The 16,787-nt window shown below is 64.2% G+C and carries 13 protein-coding genes; 8 read left to right on the forward strand and 5 right to left on the reverse strand.

Annotated features, from left to right (window positions below; translation table 11 throughout):
• Positions 1-130: 130 nt before the first annotated feature.
• The 3 genes from AC3ARF_RS02145 to AC3ARF_RS02155 are packed head-to-tail and all read right to left on the reverse strand — an operon-like array spanning position 131 to position 2,737.
• Positions 131-1,072, reverse strand: a complete 942-nt coding sequence (locus tag AC3ARF_RS02145; RefSeq protein WP_498929866.1) for an electron transfer flavoprotein subunit alpha/FixB family protein — start codon at positions 1,070-1,072, stop codon at positions 131-133.
• A gap of 16 nt (positions 1,073-1,088) precedes the next feature.
• Positions 1,089-1,835 (reverse strand): electron transfer flavoprotein subunit beta/FixA family protein, encoded by a 747-nt coding sequence (locus tag AC3ARF_RS02150; protein ID WP_498929868.1) that lies wholly within the window; start codon positions 1,833-1,835, stop codon positions 1,089-1,091.
• 38 nt (positions 1,836-1,873) lie between these two features.
• Entirely contained in the window at positions 1,874-2,737 is an 864-nt protein-coding gene (locus AC3ARF_RS02155; RefSeq protein ID WP_498929870.1) for a D-hexose-6-phosphate mutarotase, read from the reverse strand.
• Positions 2,738-2,926: 189 nt separating this feature from the next.
• Here AC3ARF_RS02155 and rfbB point away from each other — a divergent pair, with 189 nt between their 5' ends.
• From rfbB to AC3ARF_RS02195, 8 genes are all read left to right on the forward strand, one after another.
• Entirely contained in the window at positions 2,927-3,982 is a 1,056-nt protein-coding gene (gene rfbB / locus AC3ARF_RS02160) for a dTDP-glucose 4,6-dehydratase (RefSeq protein ID WP_498929872.1), read from the forward strand.
• Complete coding sequence (gene rfbA / locus AC3ARF_RS02165; protein ID WP_498929874.1) at positions 3,979-4,890, forward strand: glucose-1-phosphate thymidylyltransferase RfbA; 912 nt, start codon at positions 3,979-3,981, stop codon at positions 4,888-4,890. Before rfbB ends, rfbA begins: the two co-directional genes overlap by 4 nt.
• A 6-nt stretch (positions 4,891-4,896) precedes the next feature.
• Complete coding sequence (gene rfbC, locus AC3ARF_RS02170) at positions 4,897-5,457, forward strand: dTDP-4-dehydrorhamnose 3,5-epimerase (protein ID WP_498929875.1); 561 nt, start codon at positions 4,897-4,899, stop codon at positions 5,455-5,457.
• Position 5,458: 1 nt separating this feature from the next.
• The gene (gene rfbD, locus AC3ARF_RS02175; protein WP_498929877.1) at positions 5,459-6,358 is read left to right on the forward strand and encodes a dTDP-4-dehydrorhamnose reductase; all 900 of its coding nucleotides are present in this window, start codon (positions 5,459-5,461) and stop codon (positions 6,356-6,358) included.
• A gap of 147 nt (positions 6,359-6,505) precedes the next feature.
• Positions 6,506-7,246, forward strand: coding sequence for a CoA transferase subunit A (locus tag AC3ARF_RS02180; RefSeq protein WP_498929879.1), 741 nt, complete (start codon positions 6,506-6,508; stop codon positions 7,244-7,246).
• Positions 7,246-7,872 (forward strand): CoA transferase subunit B, encoded by a 627-nt coding sequence (locus tag AC3ARF_RS02185; RefSeq protein WP_498929881.1) that lies wholly within the window; start codon positions 7,246-7,248, stop codon positions 7,870-7,872. Before AC3ARF_RS02180 ends, AC3ARF_RS02185 begins: the two co-directional genes overlap by 1 nt.
• A gap of 87 nt (positions 7,873-7,959) precedes the next feature.
• Positions 7,960-10,320 (forward strand): FG-GAP-like repeat-containing protein, encoded by a 2,361-nt coding sequence (locus AC3ARF_RS02190; protein ID WP_498929883.1) that lies wholly within the window; start codon positions 7,960-7,962, stop codon positions 10,318-10,320.
• Positions 10,321-10,534: 214 nt separating this feature from the next.
• The gene (locus AC3ARF_RS02195; protein ID WP_498929884.1) at positions 10,535-13,039 is read left to right on the forward strand and encodes an FG-GAP-like repeat-containing protein; all 2,505 of its coding nucleotides are present in this window, start codon (positions 10,535-10,537) and stop codon (positions 13,037-13,039) included.
• Between the two features lie 27 nt (positions 13,040-13,066).
• Here the strand turns inward: AC3ARF_RS02195 and AC3ARF_RS02200 are convergent, their stop codons facing one another.
• Positions 13,067-15,148: a glycoside hydrolase family 99-like domain-containing protein gene (locus tag AC3ARF_RS02200; protein WP_498929886.1), complete on the reverse strand. Its 2,082-nt coding sequence runs from the start codon at positions 15,146-15,148 to the stop codon at positions 13,067-13,069.
• A complete protein-coding gene (locus AC3ARF_RS02205) occupies positions 15,149-16,780 on the reverse strand; it encodes an electron transfer flavoprotein-ubiquinone oxidoreductase (RefSeq protein ID WP_498929888.1) in 1,632 nt (543 codons plus the stop codon).
• Positions 16,781-16,787: the final 7 nt, after the last annotated feature.

Below are 16,787 nucleotides of genomic sequence, written 5' to 3' on the forward strand. Positions count from 1 at the left end.
GTCCCTCCGGAAGCGAGGATCGAGTCGGGTTCATTTGTTTCCCGTTGCGAGCAGCAACTGGCCAGCATTCATTCCACGCATCCAAGTCGAGTCCATGCACCTTGATGCCGGGTCGTCCCCCACCCAGTACTTACGCGAGCGTGCGTTCCAGCTCGGGTAGCAACTGGAAGAGGTCACCAACCAGTCCGATGTCCGCAATCTCGAATATGGGCGCGTCGCCGTCCTTGTTGATGGCCACGATCGTGCCTGCGTCCTTGATTCCGGTGAGGTGCTGGATCGCGCCGGAAATACCAACGGCGATATAGAGGTCAGGCGCAATGATCTTGCCGGTCTGACCCACCTGCAACTCGTTCGGGACATAGCCCGCGTCCACCGCGGCACGCGAAGCACCCACAGCGGCTCCAAGCTTGTCGGCAAGGCCGTAGATGATCTTGAAGTTCTCCGCCGACCCCACACCGCGGCCGCCGGACACCACGCGCTTGGCGCTCTGCAGATCCGGGCGGTCGGACTTTCCAGCGGCCAGGCCCATGTATCGGGTGTGGTCCGGCAGCGCCGCGTCCACCGAAGCGGACTCTATTGTCGCACTGCCGCCCTTGCCCGCTTCGGGCCAGGAGGCGGTGCGCACTGTCGCCACAACAGGCGCGTTGGCCGGGGTCTCGACAGTGATGATGGCATTGCCCGCATAGATCGGACGCTTGAAGGTGTGGCTGCCCTCAACGGACATCACGTCCGACACCTGAGATACACCCAGCAGCGCCGCCACGCACGGCATGAGGTCCTTGCCAAAGGTGGTGGAGGGGCCGAAGACGTGGGTGTAGTCACCCGCCAGAGCGGCCACCTGCGGCGCTTGCACTTGAGCGATGGCGTTCGCGTTGGCGGCGCTGGCGACTGTCAGCACCTTGCGCACGCCACCGAGGGTAGCGGCGTCGGCGGCAATGGCAGCCGGGTCCGCGGCCAACACCACGACGTCGATGGCTGCAGGATTGAGCGCCTTGGCCGCGGACACGCACTTGGCGGTGGAGGGGTTGAGCTTGCCGTCGAGGTGCTCGGCGACGATCAGGACGTTGGACATGTGTTATTCCTCGAGCTCAGAGCAGGCCCTTGGCCTTCAGTGCCGCGACCAACTCGGCCGCATCCTTGACCATCACGCCTTTGCTGCGCTTGGCGGGCGGGGCGTAGTGGGTGGTCTTGAGACCCTCGCCTTCCTGCACGCCGAGGTCGGCGAAGGCGATGGTCTCCATGGGCTTGCTCTTGGCCTTCATGATGTCGGGTAGCTTGATGAAGCGCGGCTCGTTCAAGCGCAAGTCGGTGGTCACGACGGCCGGCAGGTCCACTTCCAATGTCTCCAAGCCGGCGTCGACCTCGCGAGTCACCGTTGCCTTGCCACCGGCAACTTCGAGCTTGCTGGCGAACGTCGCCTGCGGGCGACCCCACAGGGTGGCCAGCATCTGGCCGGTCTGGTTGGCGTCGTCGTCGATCGCCTGCTTGCCAAGGATCACCAGGTCCGGCTGCTCCTTCTCGACCAGCTTGAGTAGGGCGCGCGCGGCGGTCAGCGACTGCATCGGCCCGTCCGCGACCACGTGAATGGCGCGGTTGGCGCCCATCGCCAGGCCGTTGCGCAGGTGGGCCTGGGCGTCGGAGGGGGCGATGGTGGCAACCACGACCTCGGTGGCGATACCCTTGTCCCGCAGGCGCAGGGCCTCTTCCAGGGCGATCTCGTCGAAGGGGTTGGCAGACAGCTTGACGCCGTCGGTCACCACGCCGGAGCCGTCCGGCTTGACCTGGATGCGGACGTTGTAGTCCACCACGCGCTTGTAGCCAACGAGGATTTTCATCGTGGGAAGCTGGTTTTGTTGGGGGTCGGCCGCTGATTCTATCCGATCAGGGTCTGGCTGCCATGCCAGCTCTCGCCGGGGGCAAGCCCGATGGGGGTTCCCACAGCCGCAGCTTCAACACAGACAAAGCGTCGGTAGTCGCCCGCCGACAGGTCGCCGATCTGACGAGCCACGTCGCTGCCCGGGTTCCAGACCACCGTGTCGCGAAATCCAGCCTGCAGCACTCGCAAACCATCATCCCCGTCCCGTAGCAGGAGCTCGGAAGGCGCGGACAGATAGACTCGGTCTACCTCGCCCTCAAACCGCAGGTCTCGTTCTCGCTGCAAAAGCGGGGCGTTTCCCCGTGTCGCGTCGAGATAACCGCATCCCTCCAAGCCCTGAAGCGAGGTGTTTGAAATATCGCCGACTGCAAGATAAGTGTGCAGGGCAGCGGTGAATGTGAAGGGCTCGGTCTCTCCGTTATTGGTGACCGAGAGTCTGATTGACAGGGAATCGCTGCCTAGGGAAACCGCCAGTGCCAGCGTGAACGGATGGGGCCAGTCAGGCCGATTATCGGGGGTGCCTTCAAGCACCATCCTGATACAGGCTTCCGCGGTGCTGGCGTGACAATTTGCCGGTTCCTCCCCGGTTTCCCGAAGCTTCCACGTGCTCAGCCGCGCGAAGCCGTGGCGCTGTCCCGGCCCCAGCATCCCAAACTGAGGAAAGATGACCGGTACCCCTCCGCGGATGGCTTTCCCGTCTCCGAATGCGGCAAGTTGGCTGAGAAACAGTCGCTCCCGGCCGCGATGCGCCCAGGAGACCACTTGGCCTCCCTCCAGGCTGCATCGAACGGTTGATCGCTTGTCCGAGCTGTCGGCGACGACCTGGGACCAAGGAGCAGAGGGGGGCAGTGGCAGGGGCATGATGACCCGACTCTGGAATTGAGAAGAATGCTGCAATGTAAGGAATTTGTCGGCCAGATGCGTGTCAGTGGGCAACGAATCACGGCGCCGGGATGGGATACCCTAGGCCACCCACGGCAAGTCCGGTAGGGCAGCAGCCGCTAACATAGGCACGGATCCGAGCGGTACATCTGGGAATTGCGAGGTAGCATGACAACGTGGCTCGTCACCGGCGGCGCCGGCTTTATCGGCGGCAATTTCGTACTGGAATCCGTCGGGGCCGGGATAAAGGTGGTCAACCTGGACGCCCTGACATATGCGGGCAACCCCGACACCCTGGCGTCGGTGGGAAACAACCCACTCCATGTATTCGTGCAGGGCGACATTGGCGACGCCGCGTTGGTCAGCCGGCTGCTCCGGGAACATGCCCCGGATGCCGTGATCAACTTCGCCGCAGAGAGCCACGTCGACCGTTCCATTGATGGGCCGGCGGCATTCGTGCAGACCAATGTCGTTGGCACGCTGGGCCTGCTGGAGCAGTCGCGGGACTACTGGAAGTCGCTGGATTCACCCGCCCGGGAAACCTTCCGATTCCTGCACGTGTCCACGGACGAGGTGTACGGCTCGTTGGGCGAGACGGGCAGTTTCACCGAAGCCACGGCCTATGCACCGAATTCGCCGTATTCGGCGTCGAAGGCCGCCTCCGACCACCTGGTCCGCGCCTTCCATCACACCTACGGCCTGCCCGTACTCACCACCAACTGCAGCAACAATTACGGGCCCTACCAGTTCCCCGAGAAGCTGATCCCCCTGGTGATCACCAAGGCACTCGCCGGTGAGTCGTTGCCGGTATACGGCGATGGCCTGAACGTGCGCGACTGGCTGTACGTGGGCGACCACTGTGCGGCGATCCGCCGGGTGCTCGAGGACGGACGCGTCGGGGAAACCTACAACGTGGGCGGCGATGCCGAACGCACAAACATCACAGTGGTAAAGGCGATTTGCTCACTCCTGGATGCCCGCCGGCCGCTCGCGGACGGGCGCGTGCGCGAGTCACTGATTACGTATGTGGGAGACCGCCCCGGGCACGATCGGCGGTACGCCATCGATGCCTCCAAGCTGAGGTCGCAACTTGGCTGGTCGCCGACGGTGACATTCGAACAGGGAATCTCCCATACCGTGGACTGGTACCTGGACAATCAGCCCTGGGTGCGGCGGGTGCTGGACGGTAGTTACCGATTGGAACGCATCGGGAGCGTGGCATGACCCTGCACGCGCCCCGGAATCCCACGGGCCGCAAAGGCATCATCCTGGCCGGCGGCTCGGGCACGCGTCTTTATCCGATCACCCAGGCCATCAGCAAGCAACTGCTGCCGGTGTACGACAAGCCGATGATCTACTACCCGCTCAGCGTGCTGATGCTGGCGGGCATCCGCGAGGTGCTGGTCATCAACACCCCGCACGAGCAGGCGCTGTTCAAGACGCTGCTGGGTGACGGTTCGCAGTGGGGAATGAGCATCCAGTACGCGGTGCAGCCCAGCCCGGACGGGTTGGCGCAGGCGTTCGTGATTGGCCGCGAATTCCTTGCCGGAGGGCCAAGCTGCCTGGTGCTTGGTGACAACATCTTTCACGGCCCTGGCCTGACCGCGATGCTGCGGCGTGCGGACGAGCGAACCGAAGGCGCCACTGTATTCGGGTACTGGGTCAAGGATCCTGAGCGCTATGGCGTGGCGGAGTTTGATGGCGAGGGGCGAGTGGTGGGCGTGGAAGAGAAGCCTGCCCGGCCGCGCTCCAATTATGCGGTGACCGGCCTGTATTTCTACGATGGGCGGGCCAGCGACCTCGCGGGCGAGCTCAGGCCTTCAGCACGTGGCGAGTTGGAAATCACGGACCTCAACAAACGCTACCTGGACGACAGCGCGTTGCACCTGGAGCGGCTGGGGCGCGGCTACGCTTGGCTCGACACCGGAACGCACCAGTCGCTGCTGGAGGCATCCAACTACATCGAGACGATCGAGGCGAGGCAGGGGCTCCGTGTGTGCTGCCCGGAAGAGATCGCCTGGAACAACGGCTGGATCGGGAACGAAGATCTGGTCCGGCTGGCGAGACCGCTCAGCAAGAACGGCTACGGTCAGTACCTGCTCAACCTGATCGATCGCGGCTACGTGCCCTGAGGTGACATGAAAGTCATTGAGACGGACCTGCCGGGTTGCCTGGTATTCGAGCCGCGGGTGTTTGGCGACGACCGAGGCTACTTCTTCGAGTCATTCAACCAAGACAAGCTGGCTCCGCTGGGGCTTGCGCCGCGTTTCGTCCAGGGCAACGTATCGCGTTCGGCGCGCGGCGTGCTGCGCGGGCTGCACTACCAGTGGCCCAATCCGCAGGGCAAGTACGTGTCGGTGCTGGAAGGCGAGGTCTGGGACGTCGCGGTCGACATCCGTCGCGGTTCGCCCACCTTCGGCAAGTGGACGGCCGTGCTGTTGAGCGCGGACAACAAGCGTCATTTCTGGATCCCGGAAGGCTTTGCCCATGGCTTCGTTGCCTTGAGCGAGCATGCGCTGTTCACCTACCTGTGCACGGCGACCTACGATCCTGCCGCCGACGCGAATGTTCGGTGGGATGATCCGGCAATCGGCATCGGCTGGCCGGTGGCAGAACCGCTGTTGTCACCCAAGGACGCGGTGGCGCCGTTGTTGGCGGACATCCCGCTGGATCGCCTGCCCGTTTACGAAGGGGCTTGAGGTGCGCATCCTCCTGATTGGCGGCAGTGGCCAGGTCGGCCATGAACTGCTGCGCAGCCTGGTGCCCCTGGGGAGTTTGATCGCCGCCACCCGAAGTGGCGTCCTGCCGGATGGCACGGAGTGCGAGTCACTGAACCTGGACGTTCCCCGGGACGCGGACCGCCTGGTGCGCCGGATTGCACCCGACATCGTCGTGAATGCAGCGGCGTGGACCGCGGTGGACAAGGCCGAGACCGAGCGTGAGGCCGCCTTTCGTGCCAACGCGGGCGCCGTGGAAGAAATCGCACGCGCTTGCGCACAGGGCGATGTGCCCTTGGTGCACTTCTCCACCGATTACGTGTTTGACGGCACCGCATCGCGCCCGTACTTGCCGGAGGACCCCACCGCACCGCTCGGTGTTTACGGCGCGAGCAAGCTGGCGGGTGAGGAGGCGATCCGCGGTAGTGGTGCGCGCCATCTCATCCTTCGCACGGCCTGGGTCTACGGGCTGCACGGCCATAACTTCCTTCGCACCATGCTGCGCGTGGGGGCCGAACGTGACGAGCTGCGCGTGGTCGCCGACCAGGTCGGCAGTCCGACGCCGGCATGGTTGATCGCGGACATTACCGCCGCGATCCTGGCGCAGGGTCTCGGGAGCGGGGGGACGCACCACCTGGTTGCGGGCGGTCGGACCAGTTGGCATGGGTTCGCCGAAGCAATCATGGAGGAGGCCACGGCGGTCGGGTTGCTGGATCGGCGACCGCGGGTGATACCCATCACAACGGCGGACTACCCGACACCGGCCGCACGGCCTGCGTGGTCGGTACTGGACACCGGTTCACTGCGGCAGCAGTGGAGTGTCGTGCTGCCCGACTGGCGGGCGGCCCTGGCCAGGACTCTCCGGGCCGACGTAGTCGCCTGAGCGCGCGCGACCGCTTCCCCTTTAGCCCGGGGGAAGGGACGGTTGGGCCCATGTGCGGCGCGAAATCACGTCCGTGCCCACTCGTACAGTGTCGGTGGTCGCGGCACGTCGGTAAACTTGGCGCCCTCCCGCAATGGAGTTGTGCCAATGGCCGTAGCCACCGCCGTGTCCCCCACGGCCAAGAAGAGCAAGGTATATCCCAGTGCCGCCGCCGCCCTCGACGGGCTGGTGGCCGACGACCAGACCCTCGCGGTCGGCGGGTTCGGCCTGTGCGGCATTCCCGAAGCCCTGATCGCGGCGTTGCGCGATTCCGGTGCGAAGGGCCTGACCGCCATCTCCAACAACGCGGGCGTCGACGGCTTCGGCCTCGGCCTGCTGCTGGAGACGCGGCAGATCCGCAAGATGATTTCGTCCTACGTGGGCGAGAACAAGGAGTTCGAGCGCCAGTACCTCTCCGGGGAGCTGGAGCTGGAATTCAACCCGCAGGGCACGCTGGCCGAGCGCCTGCGCGCGGGCGGCGCGGGCATTCCGGCGTTTTTCACCGCCACCGGCTACGGCACCATCGTGGCCGAGGGCAAGGAAACCCGGGAGATCGACGGCAAGCATTACGTGCTGGAGACCGCGCTCAAGGCTGACGTGTCGCTGGTGAAAGCGTGGAAGGCCGACAAGGCCGGCAACCTGGTGTTCCGCAAGACCGCGCGCAACTTCAACCCCGCGTGCGCGATGGCCGGCAAGGTCTGTGTGGCCGAGGTGGAGCAACTGGTGGAAATCGGCGATATCGATCCCGACCATGTGCACCTGCCCGGCATCTATGTCGATCGCATCGTGGTCAACGCCACGCCCGAGAAACGCATCGAACAGCGCACCGTGCGCGCAGGGGGAAAGTGATGGCCTGGACCCGTGACGAAATGGCACAGCGCGCCGCGCAGGAGTTGAGCGACGGCGCCTACGTGAACCTGGGCATCGGCCTGCCGACCCTGGTGGCCAATTACATCCCCGAGGGCATGGACGTGTGGCTGCAGTCGGAGAACGGCTTGCTCGGCATCGGCCCGTTCCCGGCCGACGACGAGGTGGACGCCGACCTGATCAATGCCGGCAAGCAGACCGTGACCGCGATGCCGGGCGCCAGCTTCTTCGGTAGCCATGACTCGTTCGCGATGATCCGCGGCGGCCACATCGATCTGGCCATCCTCGGTGCCATGCAGGTGACGGACAAGGGCGATCTCGCCAACTGGATGGTCCCCGGCAAGATGGTCAAGGGCATGGGCGGGGCGATGGACCTGGTGGCCGGCGTGAAGCGCGTGGTGGTGCTGATGGAGCACACCGCCAAGAACGGCGAGCACAAGATCCTGCCGGAGTGCACGCTGCCCCTAACCGGCGTCGGGGTTGTAAATCGGATCATCACCGAACTCGCGGTCATGGATGTAGCCCCTGATGGGCTTCAGGTTCGTGAACTGGCTCCCGGCGTGACCTTCGAGGAAGTTCAAGGGAAGACCGGCGTCCGGCTGGATTAACCCATGGCGCTGCGGGGTCTTGCCCGGTTAGTTTGAGTGCAGGCAATTTGAGTCAGAGTACCCGAGCTTTCCCTGGAATTTCCTGCCATGCGCCAAGCACTTCTGTTTACCGTCCCCGTGGCGCTGGCTGTGGTGCTGCTGGGAGGTAGCTGCACCAAGGAACACGCGCCTGCTCCTGGGCAACCTGCCTCGGCGACGGGTGCAGCTGCGCGGGGTGTCCGTGCGCACCCCGCCATTGCGCTAAACGCAGGCACTATCGCGATCCTGCCGGACCGCGGGAATCTGGTGGCTTATCCCGCGACGCCCGAAGTTCGCCATGAGTCGTCGTCCACGTGGTACCAGGCCGCTGTGAGCGAAGCCCACGCGATGCGTGCGCTCGTCACTGGGGAAATGACCGTGATGGCGCCAGACGGCCAGCCGCTAAAGCTGGCGTACCAACGGCATATGGAGCACGCCAACGGTAACTGGACGTGGATCGGTCGCAATGCTCAAGGCGAGGATGCCGTCATCACATTTGGCGAAAAAGCCGTGTTCGGCAGCATTCCGCAGCCGGGCCGCGAGGAGCTGAAGCTGTCGACGCTCGGCGGGCGGACATGGATCGTGGTGGTCGATCCCGCCCGGCAGCATTATCCCGACTCCTCCTCGCCTGACTACCTTGTGCCGCCGGAACTTTCTGCGGCGCTGGCCGATGCCGGACCGGCCGCTACCTCGAGCCAGGCCGCCGCAGTTGCTGCCACGGGCGCGGCCACGACCATCGATGTCGCCTTGGGCTATACGACCACCTACGCGACGGAACTGGGCGGCGACTCGCAGGCCGTAACCCGCCTGCAGAACCTTGTTGACATTGCCAATCAGGCCTACACAAACAGCCAGGTCAACGCGCAAATCCGGCTGGTCCGCACCTTGGCTGTGAATTACCCGGACGCCACCGACAATAGCAGCACGCTTTCCGCCCTGACGGGCAACACGGCCTCGGGTAGTGATCCGGCCTTCAGCGCCCTGCGGGCGGCGCGCGACCAATACGGTGCCGACCTGGTCTCGCTGGTGCGTCGCTTCCGCGCCCCGGAGAACAGCGGGTGCGGTATCGCGTGGCTCATCGGCGGAGGACAGAGTAGCTTTACCACCGCCGCCGCGCCTTATGGTTATTCGGTGGTGAGCGATGACCTCGACATGGGCGATATTGACGAGTCCGACCGCAAGAACTACGTGTGCCGCAAGGAGACGCTGGCGCACGAAGCGGGCCACAACATGGGCCAGGCACACAATACCGAAGACAGCGAGCGGCCGGGGGTGCACGCCTATTCCTACGGCTATCGGGAATCGTCGACCACGGGGTTCTACACCGTGATGGCGTATCGCCTGGCAGCCAGCAGCCAGCGCTCGATCCGCTACTTCTCCAATCCCAATGTTGTCGATCCCGTGACAGGTCGTCCTACCGGCGTCCTCAATGTTTCCGACAATGCCCGCAGCATGGCTCAGACAATGCCTGTCGTGGCGGCCTTCCGCGCGACCACGGTGGCAGGCATCCCCTCAGTGCGGCGGGACTTCGATGGAGATGGGCGGTCCGACGTCTACTGGCGCAACATCGCCACCGGGGAAAACGGGCTCTGGAGGATGAGTGGAACGGCCGTCGTGGGGGCTTGGAGTGTGTACAGGGAAGCGGACCTGAGCTGGACGGTCGTTGGGTCGGGCGACTTCAATGGGGACCGGCGCTCGGATGTGGTCTGGCGCAACACGAATTCGGGGCACGTCTATGTCCAGTTCATGAACGGACCGACGATCCTTCCTGAATCGCGGTTTGCACCGATCGTGGATGACCTCAATTGGCGCATCGTGGGGCTTGCGGATTTCGACGGCGATTCCCTCAGCGATCTTTACTGGCGCAACGTTGTAACCGGGCTCACTTACGTCTGGCTGATGAAAGGGGCCGAACCCACGACCATGCAGCCGGTCCACATGGAGCCGGACCAGGGGTGGAAGGTGGTCGGCACCGGTGACTTCAACGGAGACGGGCGTTCTGATGTTCTCTGGCGCCACTCGGCGACGGGCACGAACTACGTTCATTTGATGTCCGGCACCTCGATATTGCCTTCGTCCGGGCCATTGCCAACCGTACGGGAAGCCGAATGGGTGGTGGCCGCGGTCGACGATTTCGACGGCGACGGTCGCGCCGACATCTATTGGCGGAACAGTGCTACCGGCGAGTGCTATCTCTGGCTCATGAGCAGCCTGTCCGTCACCCGGATGCAGCGGGTGCACAGCGCGACCCTCACGTGGGAAATCGCCCGCAGTGGCGACTTCAATGGTGACGGACGGGCCGACATTCTCTGGAGGAACAGGAGCACCGGGGAGAACTACATGCACCTGATGAATGGCACGGCGATATTGCCAGGCTCCGGGGTGGTGATGGCGGTCCCCGATACCAGTTGGCAGGTTCCTGGGCTTTGATTTCGGCGGGCAGCAAGCGCGCGCTTTCGGGCGGCGCCGCTTCAGTACGCCTGGGCCCGCCCGGAGTGCGCGGCTTCCGAGCCGTTACCGTAAGCAATTCGTGAAGAGCTGAATTGCGCGCGTGGCATGCGCGCCGGTTTTGGCCGCTTTGGACTGCTCGAGTGCGTATTACAGGTACCGGCCCAGCAAGGACCGTCCCAGGGGTAATACGTATATGCGCGCTCTTATTCTCGTTGTCGCCTTGAGCGTGGCCGTCGGCCTGCTCTTGAAGGTGGAGCGTCCTCGAGTCGACCCGAAGGTGGAATCACCGGGGGTCGCGATCGAATCGGGGAGCAGGGGCCCGCTCCCTCGGCTTGCGGCGACGTCGCTCGTCGCGGCACATCCAGATGAGGGGGAACTGCTCGTGCACGATCCCGAACGGCAGGTGGTTCGCTCTGGAGCGTCCACCTGGCACCCCGTACGGATCAGCGAGGCCCACGCGCTGAAAGCTATCGGCGGAGGCTCGATGACGGTGGGGGTCCCCACCGGCGAGAGAATCCAGTTGCGCTATGAGCGTCATGTTGAACATTCCGACGGCAACTGGACATGGGTGGGGCGAGAGGCAGGTGCTGCGCCTGGTACGGAAACAGTGCTCACATTCGGTGGGAACGCCGTGTTTGGCATGATTCGTCATGCCGATTCCGATCTCAGCGTCACCACCGAGGCCGGTTCGACGTGGATGGTGGAAACGGACCACAGTCGAGTGCAACGCAGTGGGATGGCAACCAGTGCAGATGACTTTCTTGTACCGGCCCCAATGCGGCCTGCAGGCGTTCCCCCTCACGGGGCGGCGAACGTGCCCGAACCCATGCGGTCAGCCAGCGATGCGCTTTCCCAAGCTGTCAGCGCGTCTGCTGCGGAGGCAACGGCGTCAACGCCGGCAACCGTGGACATCGCTATGGGTTTCACCACGGGGTTCGCGACGCGCCTCGGCGGTGAATCGCAGGCCAGGACCCGCTTGCATTTCCTCGTGGACGTGACGAACCAGGCGTTCGTGGCCAGCGGCATCAATGCCCGCATCAGGCTTGTGCGCTCGTTGCAGGTGGACTACCCCGACGCCACTCACAGTCGATCGGCCCTCTTCGAACTCACAGGCATGGAATGCAAGACGCAAACAAACGGCGACCAGTACCTCAGCGACCGACGGGTTCAGTGCACGCCGATCGCGCAGCCCGCGGGATTGCAGCCGTTGACCGCAGCCCGGGATGCCTATGGAGCTGATCTGCTCGTACTTGTGCGCAAGTACGAGGATCCGGAACAGGCCAGCTGCGGCTCTGCGTGGATGCTGGGTGGCGGTCAGAATCCCATCGATCAAGGAAGCGCGGCGTTTGGCATGACGGTCATCAGTGACACGAGCGGCGATATGTTCCCGGACAATGGCAACACCTGCTCCCCTTTGCAGTTGGCACACGAGTTGGGGCACAACTTTGGGCAACAGCACGACGTGGTCACGGCTAGTGGTACCGACGATTCCGACAGCGATGGCAACCTGCTGGATCCTGAAGAGTTTGGCCACCATCCGTATTCGTTCGGGTACAGCACCGATGGGACAGCGTCGGATATCGCAACAATCATGTCCAACCGTCGACCGAGTCAGACCCGGTACCGCGTCTTCTCCAATCCGCTGATCACAGCGTGCGGCGGCGCGGCTTGCGGTACCGCGGACCAGGCGGACAACGCACGCTCAATGGGTGAAACCATGCCGATCGTGGCGGGCTTCCGCCCGAGCGTCGATCCATCGCTCACTGCGGTCGCACCCAGCGAATTCGATGGTGACTTCGACGGTGACGGGATCGCTGATGTGTACTGGCGGAATGCAAATTCGGGCCACACCGGCCTATGGAGAATGACCGGAACGACGGTGGCCGGGGCCTGGAACGTGCATGGCGAGGCGGACATCGCGTGGGCGGTGGTCGGGTCCGGTGACTTCAATGCCGATGGCCGTGCCGACGTGCTCTGGCGCAACTGGAACTCGGGAGAAATCTACATTCATTTCATGAATGGGCCGACGATCCTTCCCGCATCGCGCTTCGCGCCTACGGTGGGCGACCTGAACTGGAAAATCGTCGGGCTCGGAGACTTCGACGGCGATGCAATCACCGATCTCTACTGGCGCAATGTCAGTACCGGGCTGACCTACGTCTGGCTGATGGATGGCGCGGACCCCAAGGCCATGCTGCCTGCGCACCATGAACCCGACCAGGAATGGAAGGTCGCGGGTACCGGGGACTTCAATGGCGATGGCAAGGCGGACGTGCTGTGGCGGCATTCCGGTACGGGCCAGAATTACATCCACATGATGGCAGGTGCATCAATACTGTCTTCGTCGGGCAGTCTGCCCACGGTGACGGAACCCGAATGGAAGGTTGTTGCATTGGGGGATTTCAATGCGGACGGGCGGGTGGATATCTACTGGCGAAACAGCGCGACGGGAGAGTGCTACCTGTGGCTGATCGACGGCGTTTCGCTGACCAGCATGCAACGGGTCCATGCAGCTGCGCTTTCCTGGCACATCGCCACCAGTGGTGACTTCAATGGTGACGGACGCACCGACATCTTCTGGCGCAACAGCGTAACCGGCGAGAACTATCTCCACCTTATGGACGGTGGCACGATTCTCGCGGGTTCGGGTGAGGTGTTCTCCGTCCCGGATCTGGACTGGAAGATTGCAGGGCTATGACCTGCCCGGCAGAGGTTTGAGGCGGGATCAGCGACTGCGCCGGGCGTAAGGATACGGTCCCGGCGCCGTTGTATCGCGGGCAGGCGTGCCGATTTGTGCAGTCCGGTATCCCGCCTGCTGCGCGCATGAGGCAAACATCCGTTCGATCGCGTGGGCCGCGGTGCCGTCCAGCTGCCCCTTCTCCGACTCGAAATTCCAGAGGTCAATGGGTGAATCAAGCAGGGGTCCGAGCGCCGACATTCGTGCCCAGAACATGCTCCCGGATATGAATTGGGCATCATCATCGGGGGGGCGTACTCCAACCAGCCCAGCCAGGTGATGGATCAGGGGACGATTGCCTCCCCAGTAGTCCGTCAGGCGCAGGACATGGCCTCGCGGGGCGAGAATTCCCAGTCGCGGATCCTCTGCGAAGGCGGCCAGCGCCGCCTTTGCCTGTCCACCGGTCAGCAAGGAATCGATCATCTCACGCCGCCACTGGTCGCCATTCCCCAAGTGCGCGGATCGCTTGGTGTGGAGCTTCAGAATGGTCAGGTCCTCACCATCGCGTTCCAGATGATGGAGGGCGAACAGGAAGGGAAGGATGTCCCGCCCGCGATTCTCGAAGATCAACAACTCCGCCTCGATACCCGCTCGCGAAATGTGCTCCCGGACCGCTGCCGCCTTCTCGTGGGCGGTCGTGACAACAACGCGGAACTTGACCTCCGATGCTTCCACCGCGCTCAGGATGTCGGGTAGCAGCTCGGGATGCCAGGCATGGACCACTGCACAGGGCCGTACCGGCGAACGTGAAACGCTGGATGCAGTTGCGCCGCGCAGTGCTTCCCGCGTGGCTTGGAGCCAAGCGTGACCCAGCCGCGCATCGGGCTCAAGGACTGCTCCCTCGGCCCACTCGTTCCATGCGTTGACGAAGACATACCGTTGATCAGCCGGCACTTGGGCGAGCCGGCTAAATATCGTGTCCTGGAGCCATGTGCGGTAGCGACGAGGAGAGGAGTGGAGAAACGTCCGGCCCCGGCCCGGGCGCCGGGCTTCATTGTCCCAGCCGCAGTTGACCCCCGGGTACAGGTTGTACCTCGGCAGCGCGCGACCGCGGTAATCCTCCGCCAGAGCGCGCCAGTCCAGCACGTCCCCCGCGTATTCCGGGTCGATCAACCTCTGTTCGGCGGTGATGTTGGCAGGGGTACTGAGGTTCGGTGGGAACTCGACCGCCGCATCGAAACCGATGCTGTGCGGATCCGGACGCTCAAACGCCTGTGTATAGGCCAGATGGATTTCGCCTACGCCGTTCTGGAGACACCATTCCCGCCACCGTGCAGCCGTTGCGGCTGCGTCCGGCAGTAGCCCGGGGCGATAAACCAGCAGCAGTGGCTTGCCGTTGACCCGCAGGTAACGCGGGTCGCGCAGATACGGCGCGATATGGGCAATGAACGCAAGATCATCCAGGGGACTATGCGACTGCGCGATGAGGACGTCGTCGGCCCGACCGTCCCAACGGCGCGACCAGTTCTCGTTCGCCCAGCACAGGCAGAACGGCAACTCGATCGACGGGTCCTCCAGCCACTGTCGCAACGGCGCTTCAAGTAGCGTTTTCCCGCCGAACCAATAGAAGTAGAAGCAGAAGGCGCCGATGCCGTACTCATGGGCGAGTCGCGCCTGATCGCGCATCACCTGGGGATTGCGCAGGTCGTAGAATCCGAGCTCACCGGGCAGGCGGGGCTGCGCGTGGCCCTCGAATTGGGGCAACGCCCGCGCTACGTTGCGCCACTCCGTGAAGCCTTTTCCCCACCAAGCATCATTCTCGGGAATGGAATGGAACTGCGGTAGGTAAAAAGCTACCAACGTTGCGGGTAAGGGATCGGGCAGTGGCTCGCTCCGGTAGGCGACGTGTCCCAGCGCGGGCCCGCCAGCATGCACGTAAGGCCGGTGGACGCTACCGTCTCCGCCCACCCCCCGGGTCGGAAGTGGGCGGACCGATGGAAAGCGATCAAAGAACCGCTGGCGCAGGGCGTCTCGTCCGGCTTCCGCCATGGGCAAGGCGCGAAATCCAAATCGAAGAGCACTGAATAATGCGGATTGCCAGTGCTCCCTCATGCGCGTGCGCGAAGCCATTCAAAGGTTCTGGTAATTCGGCCCGCTGCCACCTTCCGGCGTGACCCAATCAATGATCTGGTAAGGATCCTTGATGTCGCAGGTCTTGCAGTGCACGCAGTTGGCCGCGTTGATCTGCAGACGCCTGCCGGTGCCCGCTGGGCCGTCCGGGTCCGCGACAATCTCATATACGCCCGCCGGGCAGAAGCGCGTGCAGGGGTTGTCGTATTCCTCCGCGCAACGGGTCACGCATACCGAGGTGTCATGCACGCGCAGGTGCACTGGCTGGTCTTCGTCGTGCTCTGTGGCGGCGAAGTAGACCGATGCCAGGCGATCACGCGGGGCGAGCGTGCGCTCCAGGTAGTCGCGCTTGGGCTGTTCGTGCGTGCCGACCTTGCCCAGCGACGACCAGTCGGGCTTGTTCTTCAGTGTCCAAGGGGACAGGCCGCCGGTGGCCGTTTCCCACGCCGCATTGAGCATGCCGAACCACAGCCCGCGCTTGAAGCCCGGCTTGATGTTGCGGACCTTCTTCAGCTCGGCCATCGCGTCGGAGGCCCGCAGTTTGGCATCGAACCCTTCCGGCGCCAGTTGCGACGCCATCAGGTGTTCGGCGGCGAGCATGCCACTGCGGATGGCCTGGTGGGTCCCCTTGACCTTGGGCACGTTGAGCAGGCCGGCGGTATCGCCGATCAGCAGTGCACCCGGCATTTCGCATTTGGGCAGCGACTGCCAGCCGCCGGTCACGATGGCGCGCGCGCCCGCGGAGACGATGCTGCCGCCTTCCAGAAGCGGCTTGATCATCGGGTGGTTCTTCCATTGCTGGAAGGCCTCCCACGGCTTGTACTCGGGGTCCTTGTAGTCCAGTCCGCTGACGTAGCCCAGTGCGATGCGACCCTTGTCCAGGTGGTACAGGAAGCTGCCGCCGTAGGTATGGCTGTCCGCGGGCCAGCCGAAGCTGTGCACGATCTTGCCCGGCTGCACTCGGTCCTCGGGGACCTGCCACAGCTCCTTGATGCCGATGGAGTAGCCCTGCGGGTCGCTGTCCTTGTCCAGTTCGAAGCGCTTGATCAGGCGCTTGGTGAGGTGGCCGCGCGCACCTTCGGCGAGCACGGTGACCTTGGCGCGGATGTCGATGCCGGCGGTGTAGCCGGGCTTGTGCGAGCCGTCCTTTGCCACGCCCATGTCGCCGATGCGCACGCCGATGACCTTGCCGTCGGCGTCATGCAGGGTTTCGCTGGCGGCAAAGCCCGGGTAGATCTCCACGCCCAGTGCTTCGGCTTGGGGGGCCAGCCAGGCACACATCGCGCCCAGGCTGACGATGACGTTGCCGTGGTTGTTCATGCCCGGCGGCACCGGCAGCTTGCGTCCGGCGTCCCTGCTCAACAGCCAGAACTCGTCATCGGTGGCAGGCACGCAGATCGGCGGCGGGTTGTCGCGCCAGTTGGGGAGCAGGGCGTCGAGCGGGCCGGTCTCGATCACCGCGCCGGACAGGATCTGCGCGCCGATGGTGGAGGCCTTCTCGATCACGCAGACCGAAATTTCCGGGTTCAGCTGTTTGAGGCGGATGGCGAACGACAGGCCCGCGGGGCCCGCGCCCACGGTGACGACGTCGTATTCCATCACGTCGCGTTCGATTTCGGCCTGGTCGGTCATGCTGGCG

The organism is Lysobacter sp. KACC 24251 (assembly GCF_057747755.1).